Consider the following 23800-nt stretch of genomic DNA (forward strand, 5'->3'; position numbering starts at 1 on the left):
GCGGCTCAAAGAGGTGCCGCCCTGCGAGCGCAAGACCGTCGTCGTCATCTCCATGTCGCCGACCTACGGCAGCCGCGGCGGCCTCTTTGACGGGCTGTGCGGCATGGCGGGCGTCACGAACGGCGCGGCGGAAATCGGGCTCACGGCGGGACAGGCGCTCACGAAGGAGCACATCGTCGCGGTGAATCCGGATGTCCTCATCGTACCCGTCTGGAACGACCACGGCAGCTACGATATCGAGAAGTTCAACCGCGAATACCTGGATGATCCCGGACTGCAAACCGTGCGGGCGATCCGCGAGAGGCAGATCTATCGCCCGCACGAGGGATATATCTACAACGCGTCGCAGGATATGATTTTCGGCGCGCAGGACATCGCGCACGCGGCGTACGGCGACATCGTCCCGCTGCCCGTGCACCGCCATCTCTCCGTGGTCGAGGGGCTCTCGCGCTGAATATATGTATGAGAAGGGGAAGAATCAGGATGAAAACAAAGAACCGAATGTTCAGCATCTGTGCACTCGCGTGTATGCTGCCCGTAACGGTACAGGCGGCAGAAACGGCGCCCGCCGTCGACGAGACTTCGAATATGGTGCAGACCGCAGATGTCAACGTCACGGCACAGGGGTATGAAAAGCCAACGCTTGACACGCCCGCGGACGCGACCGTCTACACGGCGGACGAGCTGAAGAAGACGGGCGCGCACGACGTGATCTCTGCACTGAAATACAAGAACGGCGTCCACTTTACGCAGATGGGCCCCGACAATCAGAGCTGGATCACGGGAAACGCGGGCGTCAACCTGCGCGGCATCGAAAACGGGACGCTCGTGCTCATCGACGGGATTCCCGCGTCATTCAACAACGTCAGCCATCTCGACATGCTGACGCTCGACACGGTCGACCGCGTTGAGGTCGTGAAGGGCGGCGGTTCCGTACTCTACGGCTCCGAGGCGTTCGGCGGCGTCGTCAACGTCATCACGAAGAGCGCGTACAAGAACACGGTGCGGATTGCGGCGGGCGACCGTGGGCAGCGCGTCTATGCGGCAACATTTGGCCTGGGCCCCGTCGGGCTTGCCGTCAGTCAAACACGGTACGGCGAGACGGGGATTTTGTCAACCGTACAGGCGAAGACAAAGATCAACGGGATACCGACCCCGTTTGTGTATGGATTTGGCGCAAGCCGCAAGGATCACGTTCACTTGACATATAAGATCAACGAGCGAACGCGATTTTCTTACATGTATAATGGGAAAAATCACTCCATTCAGTCCCGCGACGAGGCAGGAAATCTACTCCAATTGTTTAGCTACGATGACGACGAGCATTTTGCAAGTGTGAACTATCATGACTCGAATGGGTGGACGGCAGACGCGTTCTATAACGTCCGCTCGATTTCAAATCCCGACCACTTCGTCGTTAATCCTTCCGTTGTGGAGTGGGAGAAGAGTATACATCGGCATTTCGGCACGGATATCAAGAAAGTCTGGAAAAACGATGTGAGTACGACGCTTGTCGGGCTCTCGGTCAAGCGGCAGACGTATGTCGATCAGAATCAAAAATATGTTATTTGGCGCGACAGCTCAAGTGCGCTCAGACCCTATGCGAAGTTCGGCCCCTACGCGATGAACGAATACTCGCTGCTCGCCTCGTATGACCGCGACCTCAGCCCCGTGACGGCGGCGATTCTCAGTATGCGGCAGGACTGGGTGAAATCGACGGCGGGGGACTATCGGGCGTTCCTGCCGCAGGTGCAGGTGACGACGCGGCTCGGCAGGGACAGCGCCGCCTATGCGAGTGTCGGCAGGTTCTTCCGTATGCCGAACTTCCGCAACCTCTACTATGCGAGCGCCGTCATGCGTCCGAATCCGAATCTAAAGCCGGAGTCCGGCTGGAACTACGAGGCGGGGTATAAGTACGACGCGGGCAAACGCCGCTTTACCGCGGCGCTGTTCCACATCGACGTCAGCGATCAAATTGTCGGCGTCAAGGACGGCGCCGTCACGTATCAGACGAACGCCGCGTCGTACCGCAATACGGGCGTCGAACTCTCCTATGCCGAGGAAAGGGACGCGCACTTCGGCTGGAATGCGGGCGTTACCGTCGGCAATCCCGAGCGCAAGTACAAGGAGGGGCAGGCGTGGCAGCGCGCGCTCGGCCGCTACCAGCTGACGGCGGGCGTGAACTATGAGAACCGCGCCCTCACGGCGGCGCTGAACCTCAGCTATTGGGGCGATCGCGGCTATAACGGCACGCGGAACGAACAGGTGACCTTCACACACATCCCGGGCAATCTCCTTGCCTCCAACCTCCATGTCGCCTATCGGTTCACGCCGAACGTCACAGGCACGTTCGATGTGGACAATCTCTTCAACCGCCGCGACTTTACGAACAGCGGCGTCTACTACACGACGGGACGCAGCTTCCTCGTCGGCGTGAACTGCGCGTTCTGAGTCCTTTATACGCATACGAAAACCGCCCTGACGGTATGTCCGTCGGGGCGGTTGGATGTATATTTTGATTTACGATTCGATCAGTGTGAGCATTTCGCGCGGTGTAACGATATATGGCAGTGTGGGGAAATGCTTCATATTGGCTGTGATGAGATAGGTGTCGCGACTCTTTCGTGCTTCGGTGAGGACTTCATAAAAAACGCGATCTTTTGGATCGGGAAGGATGATATCGATTGCGGGGGCGTCTATCCACAGCGCGCGGTCGCATATCGCATTCAGGATGTCGTTGATGATGGCGTCGGTTAGGCGGAATTTTGGACGGCGCAGAACATCGTGATATTCTTGTAAGATGCAGTCGTTCAGTACCGGCGTTATCGTTCCGCAGAAGGTGTGCTCGATGATAAGTCCGGGGACGGAATCCCCTTTGAGAACGGCGGAGACAAGGATGTTGGTGTCGATGACAGCGTGGTATTGCATGAAAATATCACATTCTAGCTGCCGAGATTTCCGCATTGATCTCATCAAGCGACATGTCGGCGGTACCATGCTGTGCGGCGATGCGATTTGCTGCGTGAAGTGCGCGAAGCCCCTTTCCTGTGGGCGAATCGTCTAAATGCATACGAAACGGGATGCCGCGCTCGCTTACGAGACGCGACATGCACATGCGCAGGTAGGAGGGCAGATCCATTCCGAGGCGGGCGCATATGTCGATAGCCTGCATTTTTTCGTGTTCATCGGCGCGAAATTGTACGAGTGCGTTTGCCATGCTGCAGTCCTCCTTTGATGCCATTATATCATCGAATGAAAACAACTGCAAACGATTTAATATAATGTGGACGACAAAAAAGGAGAACCCGCGCAGGTTCTCCTTTTTACTTCCGTTTGATTCCCTTCCAATACCGCCGCTTATTTCCAGCGGAACAGTTTCTTGATGGTATTCATGCGGGCGCGTGCAACGTGCTCGTGGACGGCGCCGGCGCTGGATTCGTCGTAGAAGGCGCTCTCGTCGTCTCCTTCGGTGTCAACATACCATTCGCGCGAGAAGATGGGTTTGATGACGATGAGGGCGGCGACTTCCTGCCGCACGTTCTCCGGAATATCCGCCGAGGCGTCGCCGGTCAGGATCTTTGCGAGCAGCTTGCCGACGGTGGTCATGTCCTCCTCTTTGAGTGCACGCGTCGTCGGATTGAGGCTCGAAAGGCGCAGTGCGGGGAGCGTCACGCCCTCCTGCATGGTCGGCACGTTGTCCGTTTTAACGCGCAGACCGACATGTGCGAGTTTATGTGCCGCATCGACGAGACCGATTCCGTCTGCGGGAACGGCGAGGACGAGATGTGTATCCGTCCCGCCGCAGAGGAGCTTGACGCCGCTTTGCTCGAGGGAAACGGCGAGCGCCTTGGCGTTTGCGATGACCTGCCGCCCGTACGCGCGGAACGTCTCGCTCGCCGCCTCGTGCAGGGCGATGCCGAGCGCCGCGAGGTGGTTCATATGGAGGGCGACATGCCCCGTGTTTTCAACGGCGGCGTCGAGTTTCCCCGCGAGCTGCTCTTTGCAGAGGACAACCGCGCCATCAGGACCGTGCAGCGAATCGTTCGTGGGGAAGGTCACAACGTCGGCGTGCGCGACGGGGGACGGCAGCAGTCCCGCGGCGATGAGCCCGACGTTCTGCCCGATGTCCACCCAGAGGTACGCGCCCACCGCATGGGCGATCTCGGCGAGTTTCGCATAGTTCGGGATGCGCGGATAGCTGACCGGGGAGAAGATGATGAGACGCGGCTTTACGCGCTGCGCGACCTCCAGCACGGCGTCCCAGTCGACTTTTTGTGTCTCGGGATCAATGCCGAAATTTTCAAAGGTGTAATCCAGTCCCGCGCAGTGCTCCTCTTTGCGCCGGTTGAACGAGAGAACGCGGTCGCCCTGCTGCAGGAGACCGAGGAAAACGACGCGCGAAGCGGCGGCGATGCTGCCGAAACGGACGATGGCGTGTTCGCTGCCAAAAAGATCGCGGACACGCTTGCATACCAGCTCTTCAATCGCGCTCACGCGTCCGCCGCAGCGCTCGATCGTGCTGTTCGTGAGGAGGCTCCCCTCGAGGTATGCCGCGAGCGGCGACATCGCGTTGACGGTGGGGACGAGGGACAGCGTGTAGCGCTGCTGCTTGATCTCCTCCTGCAAAAGTTCAAAAATCTCCGCGTCGAATCCTTTGAGGTGATTGAGCAAGTTGTCTGTTTCCATAGCAGATTCTCCTTTCGGACGCCGATGCGGGGCATCGGGGCGTGATGAGACTGCACGGGCGCGTGTTTGTGCGTCCGGCATATAGGCTTGTTCGGCAACATTGCTGCGTCTTCGGTTCTCATCTTACGAATCTGTATGCTGCGTATTCGGTACGGTGTACCGCCCGCTGTATCTACTCAATTTATTATTCTCTGTTTTTGGGAAAAATCCTACTATCTTTTTTCAGAAAACACATGAAATTTTCGTATAATCTCTATGAGCCTATATTATTTATAAAAAGTAAGCAACGAAATATTAAGTTGTTTGTGATAAACTTCACGAATCGGATTGACAACAGGGGAGTCGTTCGCTATACTCCAATAGGTATTTATCTTGGATTAACCTTCATAGGTAAATTCAGTGTGAATGTTACGTGTATAGCGGGCGCGGGGGTGTCCGGGAATTTTGGGGAGGAAAACTGCATCATGACGAAAAAACAGTTGGCGCTTGCCGTCGCCATCGCGGCGCTCGGGACGAGCACGGTATGGATGAACGGCGCATCCGCCGCAGAAAAGGAAAATGTCCGCGGGGGGGGGACAGACGCCGTCGATACCTATGAGCTCGATCCCCTTGATGTCGAAGGGCAGCGCGATGAGAAGAGCACGGAGAACTTTACGGCAGCAGAGGGGACGGTCGGTTTCCTCGGCGAGAAGACCGCGCTGGAGACCCCGTTCACGACGACGAATATCACGAAGGAGACGATTCAGTCGTTCGGCGATCCCTCGCAGCCGCTCGATAGTGTGCTCTCGATCTCGCCGTCGATCCGCCCGACGGGCAGCATCCTGCACAACGACTTCCAGCACCGCGGGTTCCGCGCGAACGGGACGAGTACCTACGTCAACAATGTGCCGGGCATGTTCACACAGTTCAACGCGCCGATGTTCGTTATTGAGCGCGCGGACGTCATCTCGGGACCGAACAGCGGCCTTGCTGGGACGGGTACGCAGTATGAGTCGACCGCGGCGGGCGGCATTGTGAACTTCACAACGAAGCGCGCAGGCGCCGAGGATCTGAGGCGGATGACCCTCACGCACTCGGGGCAGAGCATGAACGGCGTGTATTTTGACCTCGGGCACCGCTTCGGCAAAAACAAGGAATGGGGCGTCCGCCTCAATGCGGAGAAAGTGCACGGCGAGACCGCCGTGGACGGGCAAAAGGTCAAGTCCGCGGGCATCTTTATCAACATCGACCATGAGGACGCGAAAAGCAAGACGAATTTCTTCACGGGCTATCGGCAGAACCAGATCGTCGGCGGACAGCGTTGGTTCAAGATCGGCGCGGGCGTGACCAAACTGCCGGCAGTGCCGAAGGCGTCACGGAACTACTCGTTCGAAGGCATGGACAAGGAGTCCTACGGCTGGATGATGATCCTCAATCACGAGCAGAAGTTCTCGCAGGATTGGAAATGGTTCCTGAACGCGGGAATGCTGAAGAATAAACTCAATAAGAACGTCATGTACCGATACAGCGCTCTGACGCTCAAAAATGATGCGGGCGATTTTGACCTCGATTATCAGCGCACGACAACGCCGCAGCGTGCAAACTACATTCAGATGGGCATCAGCGGCAAATTTGAGACGGGATCGGCGGAGCATGAGGTCACTCTTGCCGCTGACCGCGCATGGCGTGCGCGCGAGGCAGCGAAGTCCAGCCCCGTATTGAACCTCGGCACAGGGAATATCTATACGGGCGTATTCAACCAATCGGGGATGCCGCGTACAGATTATGACATCGCTATGAACAACAAGACGAGCATCAAGGGCATTTCGCTCGTCGATTCGATTACGCTCCATAAATGGAATATGATTCTCGGCGTCCATCACCACTCTGCGAATGTGAAAGCCTATAATCTGAACACGGGGCGCGTATCGTCGAGCGTAGATTCCGGTGCGACGACGCCGACCTACACGCTCTCCTATCGCCCGACGGAAGGCGTCACCGTCTATGCGAGCCATGCGGAGTATTTCGACGTGGGGACGGTGGTCAGCGCTTCCTATCAGAATGCAGGTGCGATTCTCCCGCCCTTCAAGACAAAGCAGAACGAGCTTGGCGTTAAGTATGCCAATAAGGACATGCTTTACTCCCTGGCATTTTTTGACATTAAGCAGGCAAGCAACATCGCGGTTGATCGCGGTGCGGCGAAGGATTATCTTCTGCAGGACGGCGAGGAGCGTCACCGCGGCATCGAGCTCGGCATCGGCGGCAAGATTGCGCCGAAGTGGTCGCTTGCGGCGGGGCTTGCCTATATGCAGGCGACCTATGAGCGTACGGCAAAGGGCGCAAAGGACGGGCGCACGCCCGACGGACAGCCGCGCTGGAACGGGACGCTCATGGCGCGCTATACGGCGGATGATAAATTCAGCGCCTTTGCCCGCATGACCTATGCCGGGGCTGCGTGGACGTACAATCAGAAATTCAAAGTGCCGTCGAACGCCGTCTTTGATGTTGGCATGAACTACAAGACGAATCTCGGCTCCGTGCCGACGACATTCGGACTCACCGTCTACAACGTTCTGAACAAGGAGTACTGGATGGCGTCTCGTTCCGATCAGAGTCTCTACCTCTCCACGCCGCGCACGTTCGCGCTGACGATGGCGATGGACATCTAAAGGAGGGGAACAGAGAAAATGACGAATCAAAAGAAGCTGACGGCGCTCGTGCTTGCGGCGCTCACGGTCTGTGCATGTCCGTGGGGACATCCGGCATCCGCCGCAGAGAAGGCGGACGGACATGAAATGGGCGCGGTCGATACCTATGAGCTTGATCCTGTGGATGTCGAGGGGCAGAGAGAAAGCGTTCCCGGCGGCATGGTGCAGGAGCAGACGAAACTCGGCGTGCTCGGCGTCCAGAGCATCTTTGCGGTACCGTATTCGGAGATGAGCATGACGGAGAAGATGCTCGAGACGTACAACGACCCGAGCCAGCCGCTCGCGAACGTGCTGCTCAACAACCCGTCCATCCGCTCGAGCACGAGCTCGCCGATGTACAGCGATTTTTCGATGCGCGGCATCAATATGAACGGCAATCACATGATGCTGAACGGCGTGCCGAGCCTTTACTCGCAGTTCACGGTGCCGCCGTCGCATGTAATCGCGCGCATGGACATCACATCGGGACCGAACGCAGCCGTGAACGGCGTCAGTATGTCCAACAACGGCACGAACGGCGGCGCGACGCCAGCGCCCGGCACGATCAATATCGTGACGAAGCGCGCGGGCGACGTGCCCGTCACGCGCTATACGCAGGTCGTCAGCGGGCGCGGGACGTTCGGCGAGTACATCGACGTCGGGCGGCGCTTCGGCAGGAACGAGGCGTGGGGACTGCGCGTGAACGGTGAACTATTGCACGGGAAGATGTCGCTGAAGGACGGCGAGATGCACAACAGCAATATCTTCTTCAACCTCGATCACCGTGATGATTGGAGCTCGACGAATCTCTTTGCGGGTTTCTTCGATCAGCGCGTGGACGGCGCACAGCGCTGGTTCACCTACACGGGCGACACGGCAAAGCTGCCGACGGTGCCGGATGCGGCGACGCCGTACGACTTCAAGGAGACGACGAAGCGCATGTGGGGGCATATCCTCACGCTGAATCACGAGCAAAAGATCGACGCGCGCTATACGGCGTTCTTTAACCTCGGATTCTCGCGTCGCGACGGGGAGAAGTACAACTCGAACGCAAGTCTGATCTTTGATGAAAACGGAAATTTCACCAACGGAAGCAGTACGCTGACGAAAACCCGCAACCGCTCCAACGCACAGCATGAGGCGGCGCGCAATGTCTACTTGCAGGCGGGCATTAAGGGAACTGCGGTGACGGGCGCGGTGCATCACGATTTTGCCCTCTCGGTGGATCGTTCGTGGGCAAAGTATTGGAACAAGAATAACTATGGCAAGGACGGGCAGTACGGCGGCAGTATTTACGAGGGCATCCGGTTCGGATCGAACTTCTATCCGCTGCCGGGGTACCTCCCCTATGCGCCGCAGTGGGAGGAGCTGAACGTCGGCGTGACGCTCGCGGACGCCATGCGCGTCGGCAAGTGGAATATCCTGCTCGCGGCATCGCAGAAGCACGAGCATTTCAAAAATATCGCCAAGGATCAAACGATCGAGAATACGAATATCCTGCCGACGTGGGGGCTGACCTACCGACCGACGGATCGCACGTCGATCTACTACGGGCATACGGAGAGTTTCTCGCGCGGTGCGCTTGTCGCGGATGAATCCAAATATGTGAACCGGAACGAGACGCTTGAGCCGGTGCGGAGCAAGCAGAACGAGATCGGCGTCAAGCACATGGCGGGCGGCGTTCTCTCGACGCTGAGTTTCTTCGAGATCGACGAGCCGAATATGATCGACGCTGCGGTCGGCGGGGGCAAGTACCGCCGCGCGGCGGATGGAAAGAACCGTTACCGCGGGATCGAGTACACGGTGAACGGCAAGCCCCACGCGAAGTGGACGGTGACGGGCGGGCTTCTCTATCTCGATGCCGAGCGCGCACATACGGCGGGCGGCGCGAAGGACGGCGCGTTCGTCGCAGGCGTCGCAAAGTACTCGGGCGTCGTCGGTCTTACCTATGAGCCGACGGATGCGTGCAGCTTTACGGGGCGTCTTGTCTGGAGTGATAAGGCGTATATCGAGAATGTCTATGGCAAGGGCAAGATCGAGATCCCCGCGTACGCGACGGTGGATCTCAGGATGACGTATAAGACGCGCATCAACACGGTGCCGACGAAGCTGAGCCTCATGTGCTACAACGCGCTCAACAAGAGCTATTGGATGGGGCGCGGCGGTTCGTCGACGTTCGGGCTGTCGATGCCGCGCACATGGATGTTCTCGGCGCAGTTTGATATTTAATGATGTGTGTACGCCGCATACCGCTTGTCGGTGTGCGGCGTTTTCCGCATGACGGCCCGAGAGGAGGCGCTTCATGAGACGACTGCGGTTTTACCTGCGCAAATGCAGGCTGCTCGCGGTATTCCTCGCGCTGTGGCTGGCGGTGCTCACGGGGGCGGTGCAGCAGGATAAGAGCGCGCACCCCGCGGAGATCACGCTCGCGGCGCCGCGCGACCTCGCGCCGGGGGAGAAGGATCCCTATTACATCAGCAGTATCGGCATGGTGTGGGAACCCCTCGTCGGGGTGGATGCCGACGGCCATCTGCGCGGCGTGCTCGCGGCGTCTTGGCAGGCGAACGAGGACGCGACGGTATGGCGGTTCAAGCTGCGCCGCGGCATTTCCTTCCAAGACGGCGAACCCTTCGACGCGGACGCGGTGGTGGCGAATTTCCGCCGCTGGGAGAATATGGGCTATCGCCTGTCGTCGTTTTACGGATTCCTCCTCGCGCGCGTCTATCCGGGCTACGCGGGGATCGAGAAGATCGCCGACGACGAGGTGGAGCTGCGTTTCTCCGAACCGCAGCCGATGCTCGTCTACCGCATGATCAACTTCTCCTCGCCGATGTTCAGTCCAAAGTGTTTTGACATCGAGTCGGGCGATTTCACGGGCTATGCCGTGGGGACGGGCCCCTTTGCCATCGTTGACCGCAAACCGGGGCAGTATGTCGTGCTGAAGCGTTTCGACGGCTATCACGGGACGCCCGCAAAGAGCGAATACATCCGGCTCGTGAGCATGCCGAACGCCGCTACGCGCTTCTCGGCGCTGCGGGCGGGCGAGGTGGAGGGCGTCCTCGATCTCGGCTCGCTCACGCCGTCCCTCACGCTAGCCCTGCTGCGGGACCCGCGCTTTGCCGCGTCGGCGAACCGCAATACGATCAATCAGTATGTGACGGTGAACCAGAGCCGCTTCCCGTTTTCGGATGTGCGGATGATGCGTGCGATCAGCCTCCTCATCGACCGCGAAGCGATTGTGCGGTACTATTTCAACGGGCAGTCGGAGCCGACGATGAATCTGCTGAACCGCTGCAATCCGTTCTATAAAGAAATTCCGCTCGTACACGACGAGGCGGAGGCCGTCCGCCTTGCGGATGAAGTGATGGGAGGAGAGACCTATCGGGCGACGTTCCTCATCCCGCAGTACGGGCTGAGCCGCTACTCCTACAAGGAAGTGGTCGAGTATCTTCAGGCGGCGCTGCGGAAGCTGCACATCGAAGCGCGCATTCTGATCCTCGACAGCGCGACGCATTCGAAATACATGTCCGCCGGCAACTACGACTTTTCGATCGGGACGCACGGGCTTGCGAACTACGCGCCGGAGACGCTGATGGAGAGCTATATGGCGACGTGGGGGAGCAATAATAAGCTGTACCACGTGGGCTATGAGAACCCCGCGGCGGACGCGGTCTTTAAGGAATTGCCGGAGGTGATCGACATGGACCGGCGCCGCGCATACTATGACGAACTGCAGGATATGGCGGTTGAGGCGCCGCCGCTCATCCCCTTCGGCAGCGACAATAACGTCGTGGTTTACAATGCCGCGGAGCTGACGGGCTACAACGCGACGACGTACGGCATTACGCTGGATCAGGTGGAGAGGCGGTGAAGCGATGAAAACATATTTCCGGCAGCGCCTGCTGCTCCTCCTGCCGACCCTCGTCGGCATGACGGCGCTGGCCTTTGCGCTCGGCTTTATCTCGCCCTCCGATCCGGCGGCGGTGATCATGACGATGGACGGCGTGACCGCCCCGACGCCGGAGGAGATCGCGGCGAAGCGGGTGGAACTCGGGCTCGACCGCCCCTATGCCGTGCAGTACGCCGCGTGGCTCGGCGGGGTGCTCCGCGGGGACTGGGGCGTCTCCTTTATCACGGGGAAAAACGTGCTGCAGGAACTCCTGCAGGCACTCCCCGTGACGCTCTCGCTCGCGGGCATGGCGCTCCTTTGGGTGATCCTCCTCAGCGTGCCGCTCGGCGCCGTCATGGCGGTGTATCGGCACGGGGCGGCGGAGCGCTGGCTGACGCTGCTCTCCATCGCGCTGACGTCTCTGCCGAGTTTCTGGCTCGCGATCGTCCTCATGCAGATCCTCTGCGAGAACCTGCGCATCTTCCCCACGAGCGGCTACGGGACGGTGCGCCATCTGCTGCTGCCGGGGCTCGTCCTCGGCGCGGGGACGATCGGCGCGGTGATGCGGCTCCAGCGGGACGCGCTGACAGAGGTGTTCGCGGAGAACTACATCCTGACGGCGCGGGCAAAGGGGCTCCCGCTCTTTTACATCGTCTACCGCCACGCCCTGCGCAACGCGTTCATTGCAACCGCGACGATGCTCGGCAACTACGCGGGCGCTCTGCTCGGCGGCGCGGCGATCATCGAGCTGATCTTTGCCCTGCCCGGGCTCGGCACGCTCGCGCTGACGGCGGTGCAGGCGCGCGACTATCCGATGATCCAAGGCTATGTGCTGATGGTCGGCTGCATGATGATTGTCGTGAACATGTGCGTCGATGTGTTCTATGTGATGTTAAAACCGAATCTGCGGCTGGGGGATGGGCAAAATGACTGAGATGAACCGGCTCGAGCGCGGCGCGCTCGCCGTCTGCGCCGCCTTTATCTTCGTCGCAGCCGCCGCGCCGCTCCTCATGCCGTACGATCCGAACTTCGTCGATATGGGGCATGTGCTCGAATATCCGAGCGCGCGCTATCTGCTCGGCACCGATCCGCTCGGGCGCGATGTGCTCAGCCGTCTCATCTCGGGCGCGCGCGTCTCGATTGGGTTTGCCGCAGCCGCCGCGTTCTGCACGATGACGGTCGGCCTTGTCGTCGGAACCGTCAGCGGCTACGTCGGGGGGCGTGTGGACGCGCTGATTCAAACGGTGGTGAACGTCTTTCAGGGCATCCCGAGCTTTAGTCTGATGATCGCGCTGGCGGGGCTTCTCGAGCCGGGCGTCACGAGCATGCTCATTGCGGTCGTCGTGACCTCGTGGACGGGATTCTCGCGCGTCGTGCGCGGCGAGGTGATCCGCATCAAGGGCGAGCCGTTCGTCGAGGGGCTGCGCGCGCTCGGGGCGGGCGCGGGATTCATCGTCAGCCGCTATGTCCTCAGGAGTCTCCTGCCCGTCGTCATCGTGCTCTTTACCATCCGCATCGGCATGGTCATCCTCTCCGTCTCGGGGCTCAGCTACATCGGCATCGGGCTCCAGCCGCCGACGTCGGACTGGGGGCTCATGGTCAGCGAGGGGCAGACCTATTTCCGCACGTATCCGCTGCTTCTCTATGCGCCGGGCGCGTGCATATTTATCCTGTGCGTTGCGGTCAACATCCTCGGCGAGAGCTTGCAGCGGCGCTTTGCCGGGCGTACGCGGCGCGAGATGTAGGGGGGGACGGTCATGCAGGAAATGAACAGTGAAGACATCGTACTGCAAGAGCTGAGCGTGAGTTTCCCCTATGAACAGGGGCTCGTCCTCCATCCTGTCGACTGCACGTTCCCCGCACGTGAGATCACCGCCGTGATCGGCGAATCGGGCAGCGGGAAATCCGTGCTCGGCAAGGCGATCGTCGGGCTGCTCAGCCGCGCCGCCGTCACGGGGCGCATTCTTTACGACGGGCAAAATCTAGCGCAGCTCGGGGAAGCGGAACTGCGCGCGTACCGCGGGCGGCACATCTTCTTCATGCCGCAGGATCCCGCGCTCGCGCTCAACCCCGCGCTGACCATCGGAGAGCAGCTCACCGAGGCGCTCGAATACCATGAGGGAACGGCGCCCGGTGCGGCGCGGCGGCGCGCGATTGCCGAGCTGGAACGCTATGGATTCGACGACGCGGCGCGGATCTTTGACGCCTATGCGTTCAGTCTCAGCGGCGGGATGCGGCAGCGCGTCCTCTGCGCGATCGCCTCGCTCATGCGCCCGCAGTGGATCATCGCGGACGAGCCGACGAAGGGGCTTGACCCCGGACTGCGCAAACAGGTCTTTGCACTGTTCCGCCGGCTTGCCGAGACGCAGAACTGCGGCTTTATCATCATCAGCCACGACCTGCGGTTCGTGCGGCGGATCAGCAGGCGCACCGTTGTGCTGCGGGACGGGCGGCTCGTCGAGCAGGGCGCGACGGAACTTCTCTTTACGCAGCCGCAGGCGGATTATACGCGGACGCTCGCGGCGGCGGCGGAGGCGTTCGCACGAGAGGGGGGAGCGGCATGATGCGCTGTGAACACGTCGGCAAGGTCTTTCGCAGCGGCTTTATGGGCGGCGGGGCGGTGACCGCGCTTGAGGACGTGTCTTTTTCCGTTGCGGAGGGAACGACCTATGCGCTCTGCGGCCTCAGCGGCGCGGGGAAATCGACGCTCGGGCGCATCGTGCTGGGGCTTGTCCCCGCCACGAGCGGCGCGGTGTATTACGGGGACACGCCGCTTGCCGACCGGCTGAGGACGCGCGCGGCGGAGCGGGAGTTTCGCCGGCACAATCAGATGATCTTTCAAAACCCGCAGGCGTCGCTCTATGAAAATTTCCCCATCCGCCGCCTGCTCGAAGAGCCGTACCGCATTCATGCGGCGGCGATGGGCGCGCCGGATTGGGCGCGGATCTTGGCGTGCCTTGAAAAAGTCGGTCTCGGCGCCGACCTCTTGGATCGGTATCCTGCGGAGCTGAGCGGCGGACAGCTCCAGCGGCTCTCCATTGCGCGCGTACTGACCATGCAGCCGTCCTTCATCGTGCTCGACGAGCCGACCGCGATGCTCGACCCGACCGTACAGGTGCAGATCATGCATCTCCTGAAAGACCTGCAAAGAAAAGAGCGTCTGACCTATCTCTTTATCTCGCACGACCTCGATCTCGTGCGCTTCCTCGCCGACGACGTGGGCATCATGTGCCGCGGGCGCATGGTCGAACAGGGGCGCGCCGACGAAGTGCTGAGCGCGCCGCGCGAGGAGTTCACGCGCGAATTTATTGCCGCATTCGACGGCTTTTGAAAGTCTTGCAGGAATATTGGCGTATTTCGATGCGTACCACTTGTCTTATCTATGGAAACGTGATATGCTGATCACATAAAGGCGCGAACCCCGCTCGTTTCGGCGGAGCTTCGTGCCGTATTACAGGAAAGATGCCCACAGCAGCGAGAACACATCTCAACTTGTGCTTAGCACACTAGCACGGCGTGATACCCGTGCACCGCAGGCGAGATCTGCGGGTCGGCATCTTGTCGCATATGAGAGAACCCGCGGCCTGCACATTATGTGCAGGTGCAGCGGTTCTTTTTTTTGTTACGAAAAAATTAATTTTATAAAATAGTGTTGTGTTCACTTACAAAATATGATATTCTAATCTAATTCGTAGGCGCAAACAGCAATTAATGCAGAAAATGATTGGGGTTTCCCGATAGCTTGCGGTCTCCGGACCGCGCGTGCAATGCGCCTAGTTTTTATGAAAGATGCCTACAGCAACGACCGGTTGGAGCGAAGTATGGTTCGAATCCATACCGCGGGATCATTGATCCCGTGCCTGCAAAGCATGGCATCTTGTTGACGATATGCAGGTGAGGAGGACGGAGCCATGTTGGAACTATTGAAAAAAGAAAATAACGAGACGTTCGCGCGCACGGAAAACGATGCGGCAACGCTTGCAAGCACGGGTTCCGACTGCCTCGACCTGTTTGCTTCGATCGGGGCGCTGCGTGCTGCGGACGAGGAGGAGATTCGGCGGCGGTTTATCCGCGCCTTCGCCGAGGATCGGACGACGGCGCTGCGGATTCTCTTCTATGCGCGCGATATTCGCGGCGGTCTTGGCGAGCGGCGCGTGTTTCGCGTGATTCTGGCATATCTTGCGGTGCATGCGCCCGAGATCGTGGAGAAACTTCTCCCCCTGGTCGCCGAATACGGGCGCTGGGACGACGTCGCAGCGCTGGTCGATACGCCGTGCGCACCCTGCGCCGCGCGGGTGATTGCCGCGCAGCTGAGGGCGGATCTTCGCGCGCTATCAGCAGGGGAGTCTGTTTCTTTGCTCGCGAAATGGCTGCCCTCGATCAATACGTCGAGCCGTGCGGCCGTCATGCGCGGGCGGAGGCTCGCGCGCCTGCTCGGGCAGACCGAGGCGCAGTACCGAAAGACGCTCGTACAACTGCGCCGCCGCATCGCGATCATTGAGGATCACCTGCGGACGAAGGACTATACTTTTGATTATGAAAAGCAGCCGTCCCGCGCGCTGTTCCTCTATCGCCGGGCATTCCTGCGCAACGATAAGGAGCGCTATACGGATTTTATCACGCGTGTAGAGCGCGGCGAGGCGTCCATGCATGTGGGAACGCTCTATCCGTATGACATCATTCGTCCGCTGATGGACTTTACTGTCATCTATGGGATATTGCAGGGCAAGGAGCCGGCCTCCGAGGAGGAGCGCCGCTCCATGGATGCGGCGTGGCGCGCGCTCCCCGATTATACGCACGGAGAGAATGCTCTCGTTGTGATGGACGGTTCCGGCTCGATGTATCAGTGGGGCGCAAATCCCCAGCCGATTGCCGTCGCTGTGTCGCTTGCGGTCTACTTTGCCGAGCGGAACGAAGGCCGGTTCAAGAATCACTTCATTACGTTTTCGCAGCATCCGCGTCTCGTCGAGGTGAAGGGCGCGCGCATTGATGAAAAGGCGGCGTACTGCGCGAGCTTTAACGAGGCGGCAGATACGAATATTCAGGCGGTGTTCGAGCTGATTTTAGAGACGGCCGTCAAGAACGACCTCCCGCAGGAGGAGCTGCCTGCGCGGCTCTATATCATCTCCGATATGGAGTTCAACGTCTGTACGCAGAATGCCGACATGACGAATTTTGCGTATGCAAAGGAGCTCTTCGCATCGCACGGCTACACGCTGCCGGAGCTTGTTTTCTGGAATGTGGCGAGCAGGCACGGGCACCAGCCCGTGTCGCAGAACGAGCAGGGCGTCATGCTCGTCTCCGGGGGCAGTCCGAGCGTGTTCGGGATGGTGGTCGAGGAGCGGATCACGCCCTACGACTACATGATGCAGGTGCTCGGCAGCGAGCGCTATGTGGGCATCTCGGCGTAGTGGAATATTGCATTGAGGGACATTCATATCATAGAGAAAAAGGAGCTGCCGCACCGAAACGCATCTGCTGCGTCGGTGCGGCGGCTCTTTTTTTGTACTTTTGTCGTGACCGTCATTCTAAGGGAACCGGTCTTGCTTGAGATGGAAACGAACGATATTATGAAATAAACGGGAACAGGTATCCGGCTTGGAACGCACACAGGAGGTGTATTGATGAAATTCACATTTGATCTGACGCCGCAGGACTATATCGACTACACGCTTTTCTATGCGCGCAGGGCGCCCTTTTTCAAAAAGCAGCGGAGGCGCCTGCGGTTCGTGACTGCGGTTTGCGTGCTGGCCGCCGTGCTGGCTGCGCTGTCGCGGGTGCATATCATGAACGTTATACAAGGGGCGATTCTAGCCGGCTTGATCCTCCTGCTTGCGCTTGTGATCTATTGGGTGATAGTGAAGATCACCGATGCTTCGCTGCGCCGCAATGCGCGGACGATGTACCTCACCGCGGGACGCAACAACAGTGTCGGGGCACGGATCATTGAGTGCGGCGATCAGCACCTCACGGAACGTGCGTTGTATTACGATATGACGGCACGCTATAAGCAGTTCATTGTGCTGCAGCGGTCGGCGACGGCGTTTTATCTGACGTCGGGACCCACGGCGGTGCTCATCATTCCGTTGCGCGCTTTCAGTTCCGGTGAGGAACAGGAAAAATTCATCGAGCTGATGAAGGAAAAGGGCATTCCCTATGAACCGTAAGCGGCGTTGCCGCATGAAAAAAGAGCCGCTGTCGGCTCTTTTTTCATGCTTATTGCAGCGCGAAGCCGATTTCATAGGCGTCGCCGTTCCTTTAGCACATCCGCCGCGATCTGCTCGGCGGTGAGGTGATATTTCCGCGCGAGCTCTGCGGGATTGTAGCGGTTGAAGAATTTCTTCGGCAGTCCGTAGTTTTGGACGCGAACGGCGGAGGTATTGCCGTAATAGGCGGCGATCTTTTGTCCAAAGCCGCCCGCGAGAATGCCGTCCTCGAGTGTGAGGATGAGACTGTGCTTTTCTTTCAGAGAATCGAGGAGCGCGGTATCGAGTCCCGAGAGGAAGATGGGATTGACGACCGTCGCGCGGATGCCCTCGTGTGCGAGGAGCGCCGCCGCGTCGCTCGCCATCGCGGCGAAGTTGCCGACGCCGATGATGGCGACATCCGCGCCCTGCGTGACGACCTCGTATCGATTGAGCTCCGAGTAGTCCGCGCGCACGGGATAGGGACTCTCCGCATAGCCCGAAAAAGGCATACGGATCATGACGGGATGCTCGGTCTGGCGCACCGCCCACGCGAGGACGGAGAGGTGCTCTTCGATGCTCGCAGGGGCGAGATAGACGAGGTTCGGGATGTTGGAGAAAATCGAGATATCGTAGAACCCGAGATGCGTCACGTCCGTGCTGCGGCAGAGCGATGTCCCCGTCGCGAGGAAGACTGCGGGGCTGCGGTTGATGCAGACATCCTGTGCCATCTGGTCATAGACGCGCTGAAAGAACGTGCTGTACGTGCCGAAGATCGGGCGCGCTCCGCCGCGTGCGAGTCCCGACGCCATTGCGACGGCGTGCTCCTCCGCGATGCCGACGTCAACGTACTGCGCGCCGAGCGCCGCGCGGTCGGCGGGGGTGAGACCGATGCCGCCGACGATGCCCGCCGAGAGATAGACGAAGTTCGGATTTTCCCGTGCCGTCCTCAGGACGAAATCCACGGTCGCGGCATCGTAGACGCCGGGCATCTCGGGCGATTTTGCCGCGCCCGTATCGAGGTGAAAGGGCTTGTGCCGGTGCCAGCCCTCGGGATCGTCCTCGGCAAAGGAGAGCCCCTTGCCTTTTTGCGTGACGATGTGGACGACGACGGGATTTTGCGTATCCTTGACCTCGGAAAAGACGCGGATTAGTTCTTCCGTGTCGTTGCCGTCCGCGACGAAGCGGTAGTCGAGGTTCATCGCGCGAAAGAGATTGTCGGGGGCGGCGCCGCCCGTCTCGCGCAAGGCGCGGAACTTCTCGTACATGCCGCCGTGGTTCTCCGAGATCGACCACTCATTGTCGTTGAACACGATGATGAGGTTCGAGCGCAGCTCGCCCGCGACGTTCAGCCCCTCGAGCGCTTCGCCGCCCGACATCGAGCCGTCGCCGACGACGGCAATGATATTTTCCGTGCACCCCGCGAGATCGCGCGCCTTTGCAAGACCCGTCGCAAGACTGACGGCGGTCGATGTATGTCCAATGTTGAAGATGTCGTGCGCGCTCTCGTCCGTATTCGTAAAGCCCGAGACGTCGCCGTACGCCGCCTCGTTGATATACGCACCCGCGCGCCCTGTGAGCATCTTGTGCGGGTAGCACTGATGCGACACGTCAAAGATGATTTTGTCCTGCGGCGAGTCAAAAACCGTGTGGAGTGCGATCGTTGCCTCGATGATGCCGAGGTTCGGTGCAATATGTCCGCCGCAGATGCTCGTGCGGCGGATGAGGGCGGCCCGCATTTCCTCTGCGAGGGCGGCGCGTGCGGCGGGGGTATAGCTCTTGATGTCCTCCGGGGAAGTGATGCGTTCTAAATACAATGCGAAAGACTCTCCTTTGTTTGCATTTGTTCATAAATCTTCTGTATTATAGCATTTTTTCAAGAAGGCGTCTCAAGAATTTTTTGAGTGCATATAAAAACTGCTGCACCTCTCTGCGGAAAGGTGCAGCAGTTTTGTTTATAAACAGAGCCTTATTTTTTCAGCAAAATCAGCGTATCCGCCGCGATCTGCTCGGCGGTGAGGTGGTGTTCGCGCGCGAGTTCCGTGGCGTTATAGCGGTCGTGGAACTCCTTGGAGAGACCGTAGTTCCGCACGCGGATGCCCGCATCCGTGCCGTAGTACGAGGCGATCTTTTGCCCGAAGCCGCCCTCCAGGATGCCGTCCTCGAGCGTGAGGATCAGGCGGTGCTTCTCTTTGAGCGCATCGAGGAGCGCGGTATCAAGCCCCGAGAGGAAGATCGGATTCACGACCGTCGCCCGGATGCCCTCCTTTGCGAGCTCAGCTGCCGCCTCGCTTGCAAGCGCCGCGAAATTTCCTGCGCCGATGAGGGCGACGTCCGCGCCCTCCGTAACGACCTCGTATTTATTGAGGTCACTGTAGTCCGTGCGTACGTCGTAAGGGCTTTCCTCGTAGCCGCCGACGGGCATACGGATCATCACGGGATGGGCAGTCTGCGCGACCGACCACGCGAGCACCGCCTTGTACTCTGCGAGACTCGCGGGCGCGAGGAACACGAGGTTCGGGATGTTCGCAAAGATCGCGATGTCAAAGAATCCGAGATGTGTCACGTCGTTCATGTAGTACATCGACGCGCCGATGAGGAGGAACACCGCCGGATTATTATTCACCGCGACATCCTGCGCCACCTGGTCATAAACGCGCTGGAAGAACGTACTGTAGGTGCCGAAGATCGGGCGCGCCCCGCCCTTTGCAAGTCCCGACGCCATCGCGACCGCCTGCTCCTCTGCAATGCCCACATCGACGTATTGACTGCCGAGTTCTGCGCGCTTTGATGGGGAAAGCCCGATGCCGCCCATCGTGCCCGCCGTCAGATAGACGAAATTCGGATTCTCCTTCGCCATCTTGAGTACGAACTCCACGCTTGCCTTGGCATAGGGATCGCTCCCCGTATGCTTTGCCTTGCCCGTCGCAATGTCGAACGGCCCGCAGTAGTGCCACGCCTCGCGGTTCTCCTCCGCGAACTTGTAGCCCTTGCCCTTCTGCGTTGCGATGTGGACGACGACGGGTTTTTCCGTATCCTTCACCTCGGAGAACGCCGCGATGAGTGCCTCCGTGTCGTTGCCGTCCGCGACATAGCGGTAGTCCAGCCCCATCGCGCGGAAGAGATTGTTCGGCGAAGTACCGTTTGTCTCGCGCAGCTCCTTGAACGCGCGGTACATCCCGCCGTGGTTCTCTGCAATGGACTGATCGTTGTCGTTGAATACGACGATGAGGTTCGAGTTCATCGCGCCCGCCGTATTCAGTCCCTCGAGCGCTTCGCCGCCCGACATTGAGCCGTCCCCGATGAAGGCGATGATGTTTTCCTTTCGCCCCGCCAGATCGCGCGCCTTTGCAAGACCGGTTGCGAGGCTGATGGAGGTCGACGTGTGCCCGACGTTGAAGAAATCGTGCGGGCTCTCCTCGGGATTCGTATAGCCCGATACCTCGTCGTACTGCGACTCCACGATGTACGCCTCGACGCGCCCCGTCAGCATCTTGTGCGGATAGGACTGATGCGAGACGTCGTAGACGATCTTGTCCTTTGGCGAGTCAAACACCGTGTGCAGCGCGATGATCGCCTCGACCGCACCGAAGTCCGGGCCAAAATGCCCGCCGTGAATGCTCGCACGTTTCAGCATCGCGTCGCGCATCTCCTGTGCGAGCGCCTTGCGCTCGGCTGCGTCATAGCCCTTGATGTCCGCGGGCGACGTGATTTTTTCCAAATACAAAGAAAATCCCCCTTTTCCATTGTGCGGCGCGACTCATGCCGCGCTCCTTATACCCCGGTTTCCATACTGACTGCATTATAGCATTGGAGCGCGCTTTCATGTCAAGGGGGATTACATCTCCCGGCGCATATCCTTGACGAGGGATGTGACCTCTTCCTCCGACGGCTTTGGCTCGCTTGTCATCTCCTTGCGCATCAGCTGTATTGCATAGACGGCGGCGTTGACAAGACGCACAGAACCGTTCTTCACAATGAATGTAAGGCGGCTGCCGCTCGACACGCCGAGCATGCTGTGAACATCTTTCGGTATCTTCAATCCTCCATCCGTTGAATCGTCCCCGGACTGAGTGAAGCAATATCAGGTTTCCCTGAGATAAAATGTGCACCATACCATTTTGATATTCAATAGTTCTCGGTATTATTTTTATGATAAACATTTATTATGAAACCATAATCAAAAAGAAGGATATTGCTGTGTAAAGAACGAAATACTATGCAAGATATGTTGAACGGCTTTGCGTGCGGGAGGGGGAGCTCCCGATTCAATTAATCTAAAGCGAGGTGGATGACATGAGCAAAAAACAACGCAATGCACTGATTACGCTTGTCATCTTTGCAGGGGTGTGGTTTTCACCTGTCCCGGCGGAGGTGACGCAGGAGTCGTGGCATCTTATGGCGGTGTTCGTCGCAACGGTGCTCGGCTTTATTTTGCAGCCGCTGCCGATCGGAGCGGTCGCCTTTATCGCCGTGACGTTTACGACGTGCGCGGGACTGCTCAAGGTCGGCGACGCGCTCAGCGGCTACGGCAACAGTACCATTTGGCTGATCGTTTGCGCCTTTCTCTATTCGCGCGGGTTCATCAAAAGCGGTCTGGGGAAACGGATCGCGTTCGGGATCATTCGCGTAATCGGAAAGAGCGCGGTGTCGCTTGGCTATGCGATTGCCCTCAGCGAACTGGTCATTGCGCCGGCAACGCCTTCGGCCACGGCGCGCGGGGGCGGCATTATGTATCCCATTGTCCGCTCGCTCGCGGGGGCGCTTGGATCTGAGCCGGGAGAGACATCGCGGCGGATCGGCGCCTATCTCATGCAGGTCGGCTATCATTGCGATGCCGTGACCTGCACGATGTTCGTCACATCCATGGCGGGCAACCCCCTCTGCGTTGCGCTCGCCGCGAAGGCGCTGGACGTCGAAATTACATGGATGGGGTGGGCGAGCGCCGCGATTGTGCCCGGTCTTATCAGTTTGCTGCTCATTCCGCTTCTTATGTTGAAGCTCGCAAAACCGGAGCTGGTCAGCATTCCAAATGCCCGCAGCTTGGCGGAAAAGGAGCTCGCCGAGATGGGACCCATGTCGAGCGGCGAGAAATATCTCTCCATTATTTTTATTGTCTCACTTCTGCTGTGGGCGACTTCGGGATTCACGGGCATCGGCGCGACACCTGTGGCGATGGGAGCCGTCTGCGTCATGATTATCCTAAATGTCATCAACTGGCAGGATGTCATCACAGAAAAAGGCGCATGGGATGCGATGTTTTGGATGGGTTCGCTCATGACGCTCGCTTCCGCACTCGCGAAATCGGGCATTATCAAGTGGATGGCAGAGGGGGCGGGCACAGCGATTTCCTCCATTGGGCTCGGCTGGGTCGGATCGGCGCTCATTCTGCTGCTCTTCTACACCTATATACACTATTGCTTTGCGAGTGTGACGGCGCGTATCAGCGCGCTCTATGCGGCGTTCATCGCCGTATGTGCGACGGTTGGAGCGCCGCCACTGATGACGGCCATTGTTTTTGGCATTTTTGCGGATGTTCCCATCTCGCTCACACATTATGGCAACGGCTGTGCGCCGATCTACTTCGGCGGCGGCTATGTCTCGCAGGGGGAGTGGTGGCGCAACGGGTTTGTCGCGACAACGTGCACAACGCTTATTTATCTTACTGTCGGCGCTGCATGGTGGAAGCTGATTGGTCTTTGGTAATCAGGGGATATTGGGCAAAAACAGGCAGCCGCGCACGGCTGCCTGTTTTTGTATACCGGATGTTGCGGTATTTACACAATATGGTACTGTTTCCACGGGATTTGGTTTAGTTTCACGCCGCTGAGGAACTCCACGATGTCCTTGCGCCCGTAGTAACGCGGCTCGCCTGCAGGCGTGAGGCTCATGAGGATGATGGGCATGCCGGGGAAGAATCGCATGAGGGCGCGGCGGGTCTGTGTGGATTTGACGGTATATGCAGTAACGCTCGGGTCGACGTGGATGAGGGCGAACGTGACGCCCTGCTCGATGATGACGGCGCCTTCGATGGTCATGAGTAGGCTCCTTTCAGTGCGGTTCCCCCGCACTCCCTTCGGCGGGAAGGCAGCGGAACACGGATATTTTGCCTATTGTAGCAGAGCGTTTCACGCAATACAATCATTAAAATGAACGAATTGATTAAAATGTTGTTGCCTAAATTGCAATAGCAAGTGGGACAAGTAGGGAAAAAGTTACGAGGCAGCGAATTGAGCAACATATGAATCGAAACGCTCTTTGGGTGTATCGTATCCGAGGATTTTCCTGGGGAGGTTATTCATCCAGTCCTCTACCTGTTGAATTGTGTCCGGCGTGAGGCAAGCAATATCGGTCCCCTTTGGGATAAAGCGTCG

The 23800-nt window shown here is 59.0% G+C and carries 19 protein-coding genes; 12 read left to right on the plus strand and 7 right to left on the minus strand.

The annotated features are described in order from the left end of the window. Both HMPREF1147_RS12195 and HMPREF1147_RS10745 read left to right on the plus strand, forming a co-directional pair. Nucleotides 1–454: ABC transporter substrate-binding protein (locus HMPREF1147_RS12195; protein ID WP_009658895.1), on the plus strand; the 454-nt coding region annotated here is incomplete at its 5' end. Between the two features lie 29 nt (nucleotides 455–483). After that, nucleotides 484–2451, plus strand: a complete 1968-nt coding sequence (locus tag HMPREF1147_RS10745) for a TonB-dependent siderophore receptor (protein ID WP_009658898.1) — start codon at nucleotides 484–486, stop codon at nucleotides 2449–2451. 69 nt (nucleotides 2452–2520) lie between these two features. On the opposite strand, the gene HMPREF1147_RS10750 is transcribed toward HMPREF1147_RS10745, so the two are convergent. The 3 genes from HMPREF1147_RS10750 to HMPREF1147_RS10760 form a co-directional block, all read right to left on the minus strand. After that, nucleotides 2521–2928, minus strand: a complete 408-nt coding sequence (locus tag HMPREF1147_RS10750; RefSeq protein WP_009658911.1) for a putative toxin-antitoxin system toxin component, PIN family — start codon at nucleotides 2926–2928, stop codon at nucleotides 2521–2523. Between the two features lie 7 nt (nucleotides 2929–2935). Beyond that, nucleotides 2936–3217: a type II toxin-antitoxin system RelB/DinJ family antitoxin gene (locus HMPREF1147_RS10755; protein WP_009658904.1), complete on the minus strand. Its 282-nt coding sequence runs from the start codon at nucleotides 3215–3217 to the stop codon at nucleotides 2936–2938. 140 nt (nucleotides 3218–3357) lie between these two features. Further along, nucleotides 3358–4686 (minus strand): serine hydroxymethyltransferase, encoded by a 1329-nt coding sequence (locus HMPREF1147_RS10760; RefSeq protein ID WP_009658905.1) that lies wholly within the window; start codon nucleotides 4684–4686, stop codon nucleotides 3358–3360. A 464-nt stretch (nucleotides 4687–5150) separates the two neighbouring features. Between HMPREF1147_RS10760 and HMPREF1147_RS10765 the strand changes: the two genes are divergently transcribed. From HMPREF1147_RS10765 to HMPREF1147_RS10805, 9 genes are all read left to right on the plus strand, one after another. Continuing rightward, nucleotides 5151–7334 carry a TonB-dependent siderophore receptor gene (locus HMPREF1147_RS10765; RefSeq protein WP_009658900.1) on the plus strand — a complete coding sequence of 728 codons (2184 nt, stop codon included), beginning with the start codon at nucleotides 5151–5153 and terminating at the stop codon, nucleotides 7332–7334. A gap of 18 nt (nucleotides 7335–7352) precedes the next feature. Continuing rightward, entirely contained in the window at nucleotides 7353–9581 is a 2229-nt protein-coding gene (locus HMPREF1147_RS10770) for a TonB-dependent siderophore receptor (protein WP_009658901.1), read from the plus strand. 73 nt (nucleotides 9582–9654) lie between these two features. Then, a complete protein-coding gene (locus HMPREF1147_RS10775) occupies nucleotides 9655–11223 on the plus strand; it encodes an ABC transporter substrate-binding protein (protein ID WP_009658908.1) in 1569 nt (522 codons plus the stop codon). Nucleotides 11224–11227: 4 nt separating this feature from the next. Further along, complete coding sequence (locus HMPREF1147_RS10780; protein WP_009658912.1) at nucleotides 11228–12175, plus strand: ABC transporter permease; 948 nt, start codon at nucleotides 11228–11230, stop codon at nucleotides 12173–12175. After that, nucleotides 12168–12986 carry an ABC transporter permease gene (locus HMPREF1147_RS10785; protein WP_009658906.1) on the plus strand — a complete coding sequence of 273 codons (819 nt, stop codon included), beginning with the start codon at nucleotides 12168–12170 and terminating at the stop codon, nucleotides 12984–12986. Before HMPREF1147_RS10780 ends, HMPREF1147_RS10785 begins: the two co-directional genes overlap by 8 nt. A 12-nt stretch (nucleotides 12987–12998) precedes the next feature. After that, nucleotides 12999–13805 (plus strand): ABC transporter ATP-binding protein, encoded by an 807-nt coding sequence (locus tag HMPREF1147_RS10790; RefSeq protein ID WP_009658902.1) that lies wholly within the window; start codon nucleotides 12999–13001, stop codon nucleotides 13803–13805. After that, the gene (locus HMPREF1147_RS10795) at nucleotides 13802–14572 is read left to right on the plus strand and encodes an ABC transporter ATP-binding protein (protein WP_009658893.1); all 771 of its coding nucleotides are present in this window, start codon (nucleotides 13802–13804) and stop codon (nucleotides 14570–14572) included. Before HMPREF1147_RS10790 ends, HMPREF1147_RS10795 begins: the two co-directional genes overlap by 4 nt. Nucleotides 14573–15152: 580 nt before the next feature. Next, nucleotides 15153–16652, plus strand: a complete 1500-nt coding sequence (locus HMPREF1147_RS10800; protein ID WP_009658903.1) for a DUF2828 family protein — start codon at nucleotides 15153–15155, stop codon at nucleotides 16650–16652. Between the two features lie 213 nt (nucleotides 16653–16865). Next, nucleotides 16866–17408, plus strand: coding sequence for a YcxB family protein (locus HMPREF1147_RS10805; RefSeq protein ID WP_009658894.1), 543 nt, complete (start codon nucleotides 16866–16868; stop codon nucleotides 17406–17408). Between the two features lie 71 nt (nucleotides 17409–17479). Here the strand turns inward: HMPREF1147_RS10805 and HMPREF1147_RS10810 are convergent, their stop codons facing one another. From HMPREF1147_RS10810 to HMPREF1147_RS10820, 3 genes are all read right to left on the minus strand, one after another. Then, entirely contained in the window at nucleotides 17480–19243 is a 1764-nt protein-coding gene (locus tag HMPREF1147_RS10810) for a 1-deoxy-D-xylulose-5-phosphate synthase (RefSeq protein WP_009658907.1), read from the minus strand. Nucleotides 19244–19395: 152 nt separating this feature from the next. Beyond that, nucleotides 19396–21153: a 1-deoxy-D-xylulose-5-phosphate synthase gene (locus tag HMPREF1147_RS10815; RefSeq protein ID WP_009658896.1), complete on the minus strand. Its 1758-nt coding sequence runs from the start codon at nucleotides 21151–21153 to the stop codon at nucleotides 19396–19398. 111 nt (nucleotides 21154–21264) lie between these two features. Then, complete coding sequence (locus tag HMPREF1147_RS10820) at nucleotides 21265–21468, minus strand: AbrB family transcriptional regulator (protein ID WP_037351534.1); 204 nt, start codon at nucleotides 21466–21468, stop codon at nucleotides 21265–21267. Nucleotides 21469–21722: 254 nt separating this feature from the next. Between HMPREF1147_RS10820 and HMPREF1147_RS10825 the strand changes: the two genes are divergently transcribed. Next, nucleotides 21723–23132: a DASS family sodium-coupled anion symporter gene (locus HMPREF1147_RS10825; protein ID WP_009658909.1), complete on the plus strand. Its 1410-nt coding sequence runs from the start codon at nucleotides 21723–21725 to the stop codon at nucleotides 23130–23132. 71 nt (nucleotides 23133–23203) lie between these two features. Here HMPREF1147_RS10825 and HMPREF1147_RS10830 read toward each other — a convergent pair whose 3' ends face one another. After that, nucleotides 23204–23464 carry a hypothetical protein gene (locus HMPREF1147_RS10830; RefSeq protein ID WP_009658913.1) on the minus strand — a complete coding sequence of 87 codons (261 nt, stop codon included), beginning with the start codon at nucleotides 23462–23464 and terminating at the stop codon, nucleotides 23204–23206. Between the last annotated feature and the right edge of the window lie 336 nt (nucleotides 23465–23800).

This window comes from Selenomonas sp. FOBRC9 (assembly GCF_000287655.1).
Lineage (GTDB): Bacteria > Bacillota > Negativicutes > Selenomonadales > Selenomonadaceae > Centipeda > Centipeda artemidis.

What these genes read in the sequence shown, in the direction of transcription:
- HMPREF1147_RS10775 (WP_009658908.1), top strand. Translation starts at nt 9,655, where the DNA reads ATGAGACGACTGCGGTTTTACCTGCGCAAATGCAGGCTGCTCGCGGTA.
- HMPREF1147_RS10770 (WP_009658901.1), top strand. Translation starts at nt 7,353, where the DNA reads ATGACGAATCAAAAGAAGCTGACGGCGCTCGTGCTTGCGGCGCTCACG.
- HMPREF1147_RS10750 (WP_009658911.1), bottom strand. Translation starts at nt 2,928, where the DNA reads ATGCAATACCACGCTGTCATCGACACCAACATCCTTGTCTCCGCCGTT.
- HMPREF1147_RS10765 (WP_009658900.1), top strand. Translation starts at nt 5,151, where the DNA reads ATGACGAAAAAACAGTTGGCGCTTGCCGTCGCCATCGCGGCGCTCGGG.
- HMPREF1147_RS10780 (WP_009658912.1), top strand. Translation starts at nt 11,228, where the DNA reads ATGAAAACATATTTCCGGCAGCGCCTGCTGCTCCTCCTGCCGACCCTC.
- HMPREF1147_RS10790 (WP_009658902.1), top strand. Translation starts at nt 12,999, where the DNA reads ATGCAGGAAATGAACAGTGAAGACATCGTACTGCAAGAGCTGAGCGTG.
- HMPREF1147_RS10805 (WP_009658894.1), top strand. Translation starts at nt 16,866, where the DNA reads ATGAAATTCACATTTGATCTGACGCCGCAGGACTATATCGACTACACG.
- HMPREF1147_RS10825 (WP_009658909.1), top strand. Translation starts at nt 21,723, where the DNA reads ATGAGCAAAAAACAACGCAATGCACTGATTACGCTTGTCATCTTTGCA.
- HMPREF1147_RS10755 (WP_009658904.1), bottom strand. Translation starts at nt 3,217, where the DNA reads ATGGCAAACGCACTCGTACAATTTCGCGCCGATGAACACGAAAAAATG.
- HMPREF1147_RS10745 (WP_009658898.1), top strand. Translation starts at nt 484, where the DNA reads ATGAAAACAAAGAACCGAATGTTCAGCATCTGTGCACTCGCGTGTATG.
- HMPREF1147_RS10800 (WP_009658903.1), top strand. Translation starts at nt 15,153, where the DNA reads ATGTTGGAACTATTGAAAAAAGAAAATAACGAGACGTTCGCGCGCACG.
- HMPREF1147_RS10760 (WP_009658905.1), bottom strand. Translation starts at nt 4,686, where the DNA reads ATGGAAACAGACAACTTGCTCAATCACCTCAAAGGATTCGACGCGGAG.
- HMPREF1147_RS10785 (WP_009658906.1), top strand. Translation starts at nt 12,168, where the DNA reads ATGACTGAGATGAACCGGCTCGAGCGCGGCGCGCTCGCCGTCTGCGCC.
- HMPREF1147_RS10830 (WP_009658913.1), bottom strand. Translation starts at nt 23,464, where the DNA reads ATGACCATCGAAGGCGCCGTCATCATCGAGCAGGGCGTCACGTTCGCC.
- HMPREF1147_RS10795 (WP_009658893.1), top strand. Translation starts at nt 13,802, where the DNA reads ATGATGCGCTGTGAACACGTCGGCAAGGTCTTTCGCAGCGGCTTTATG.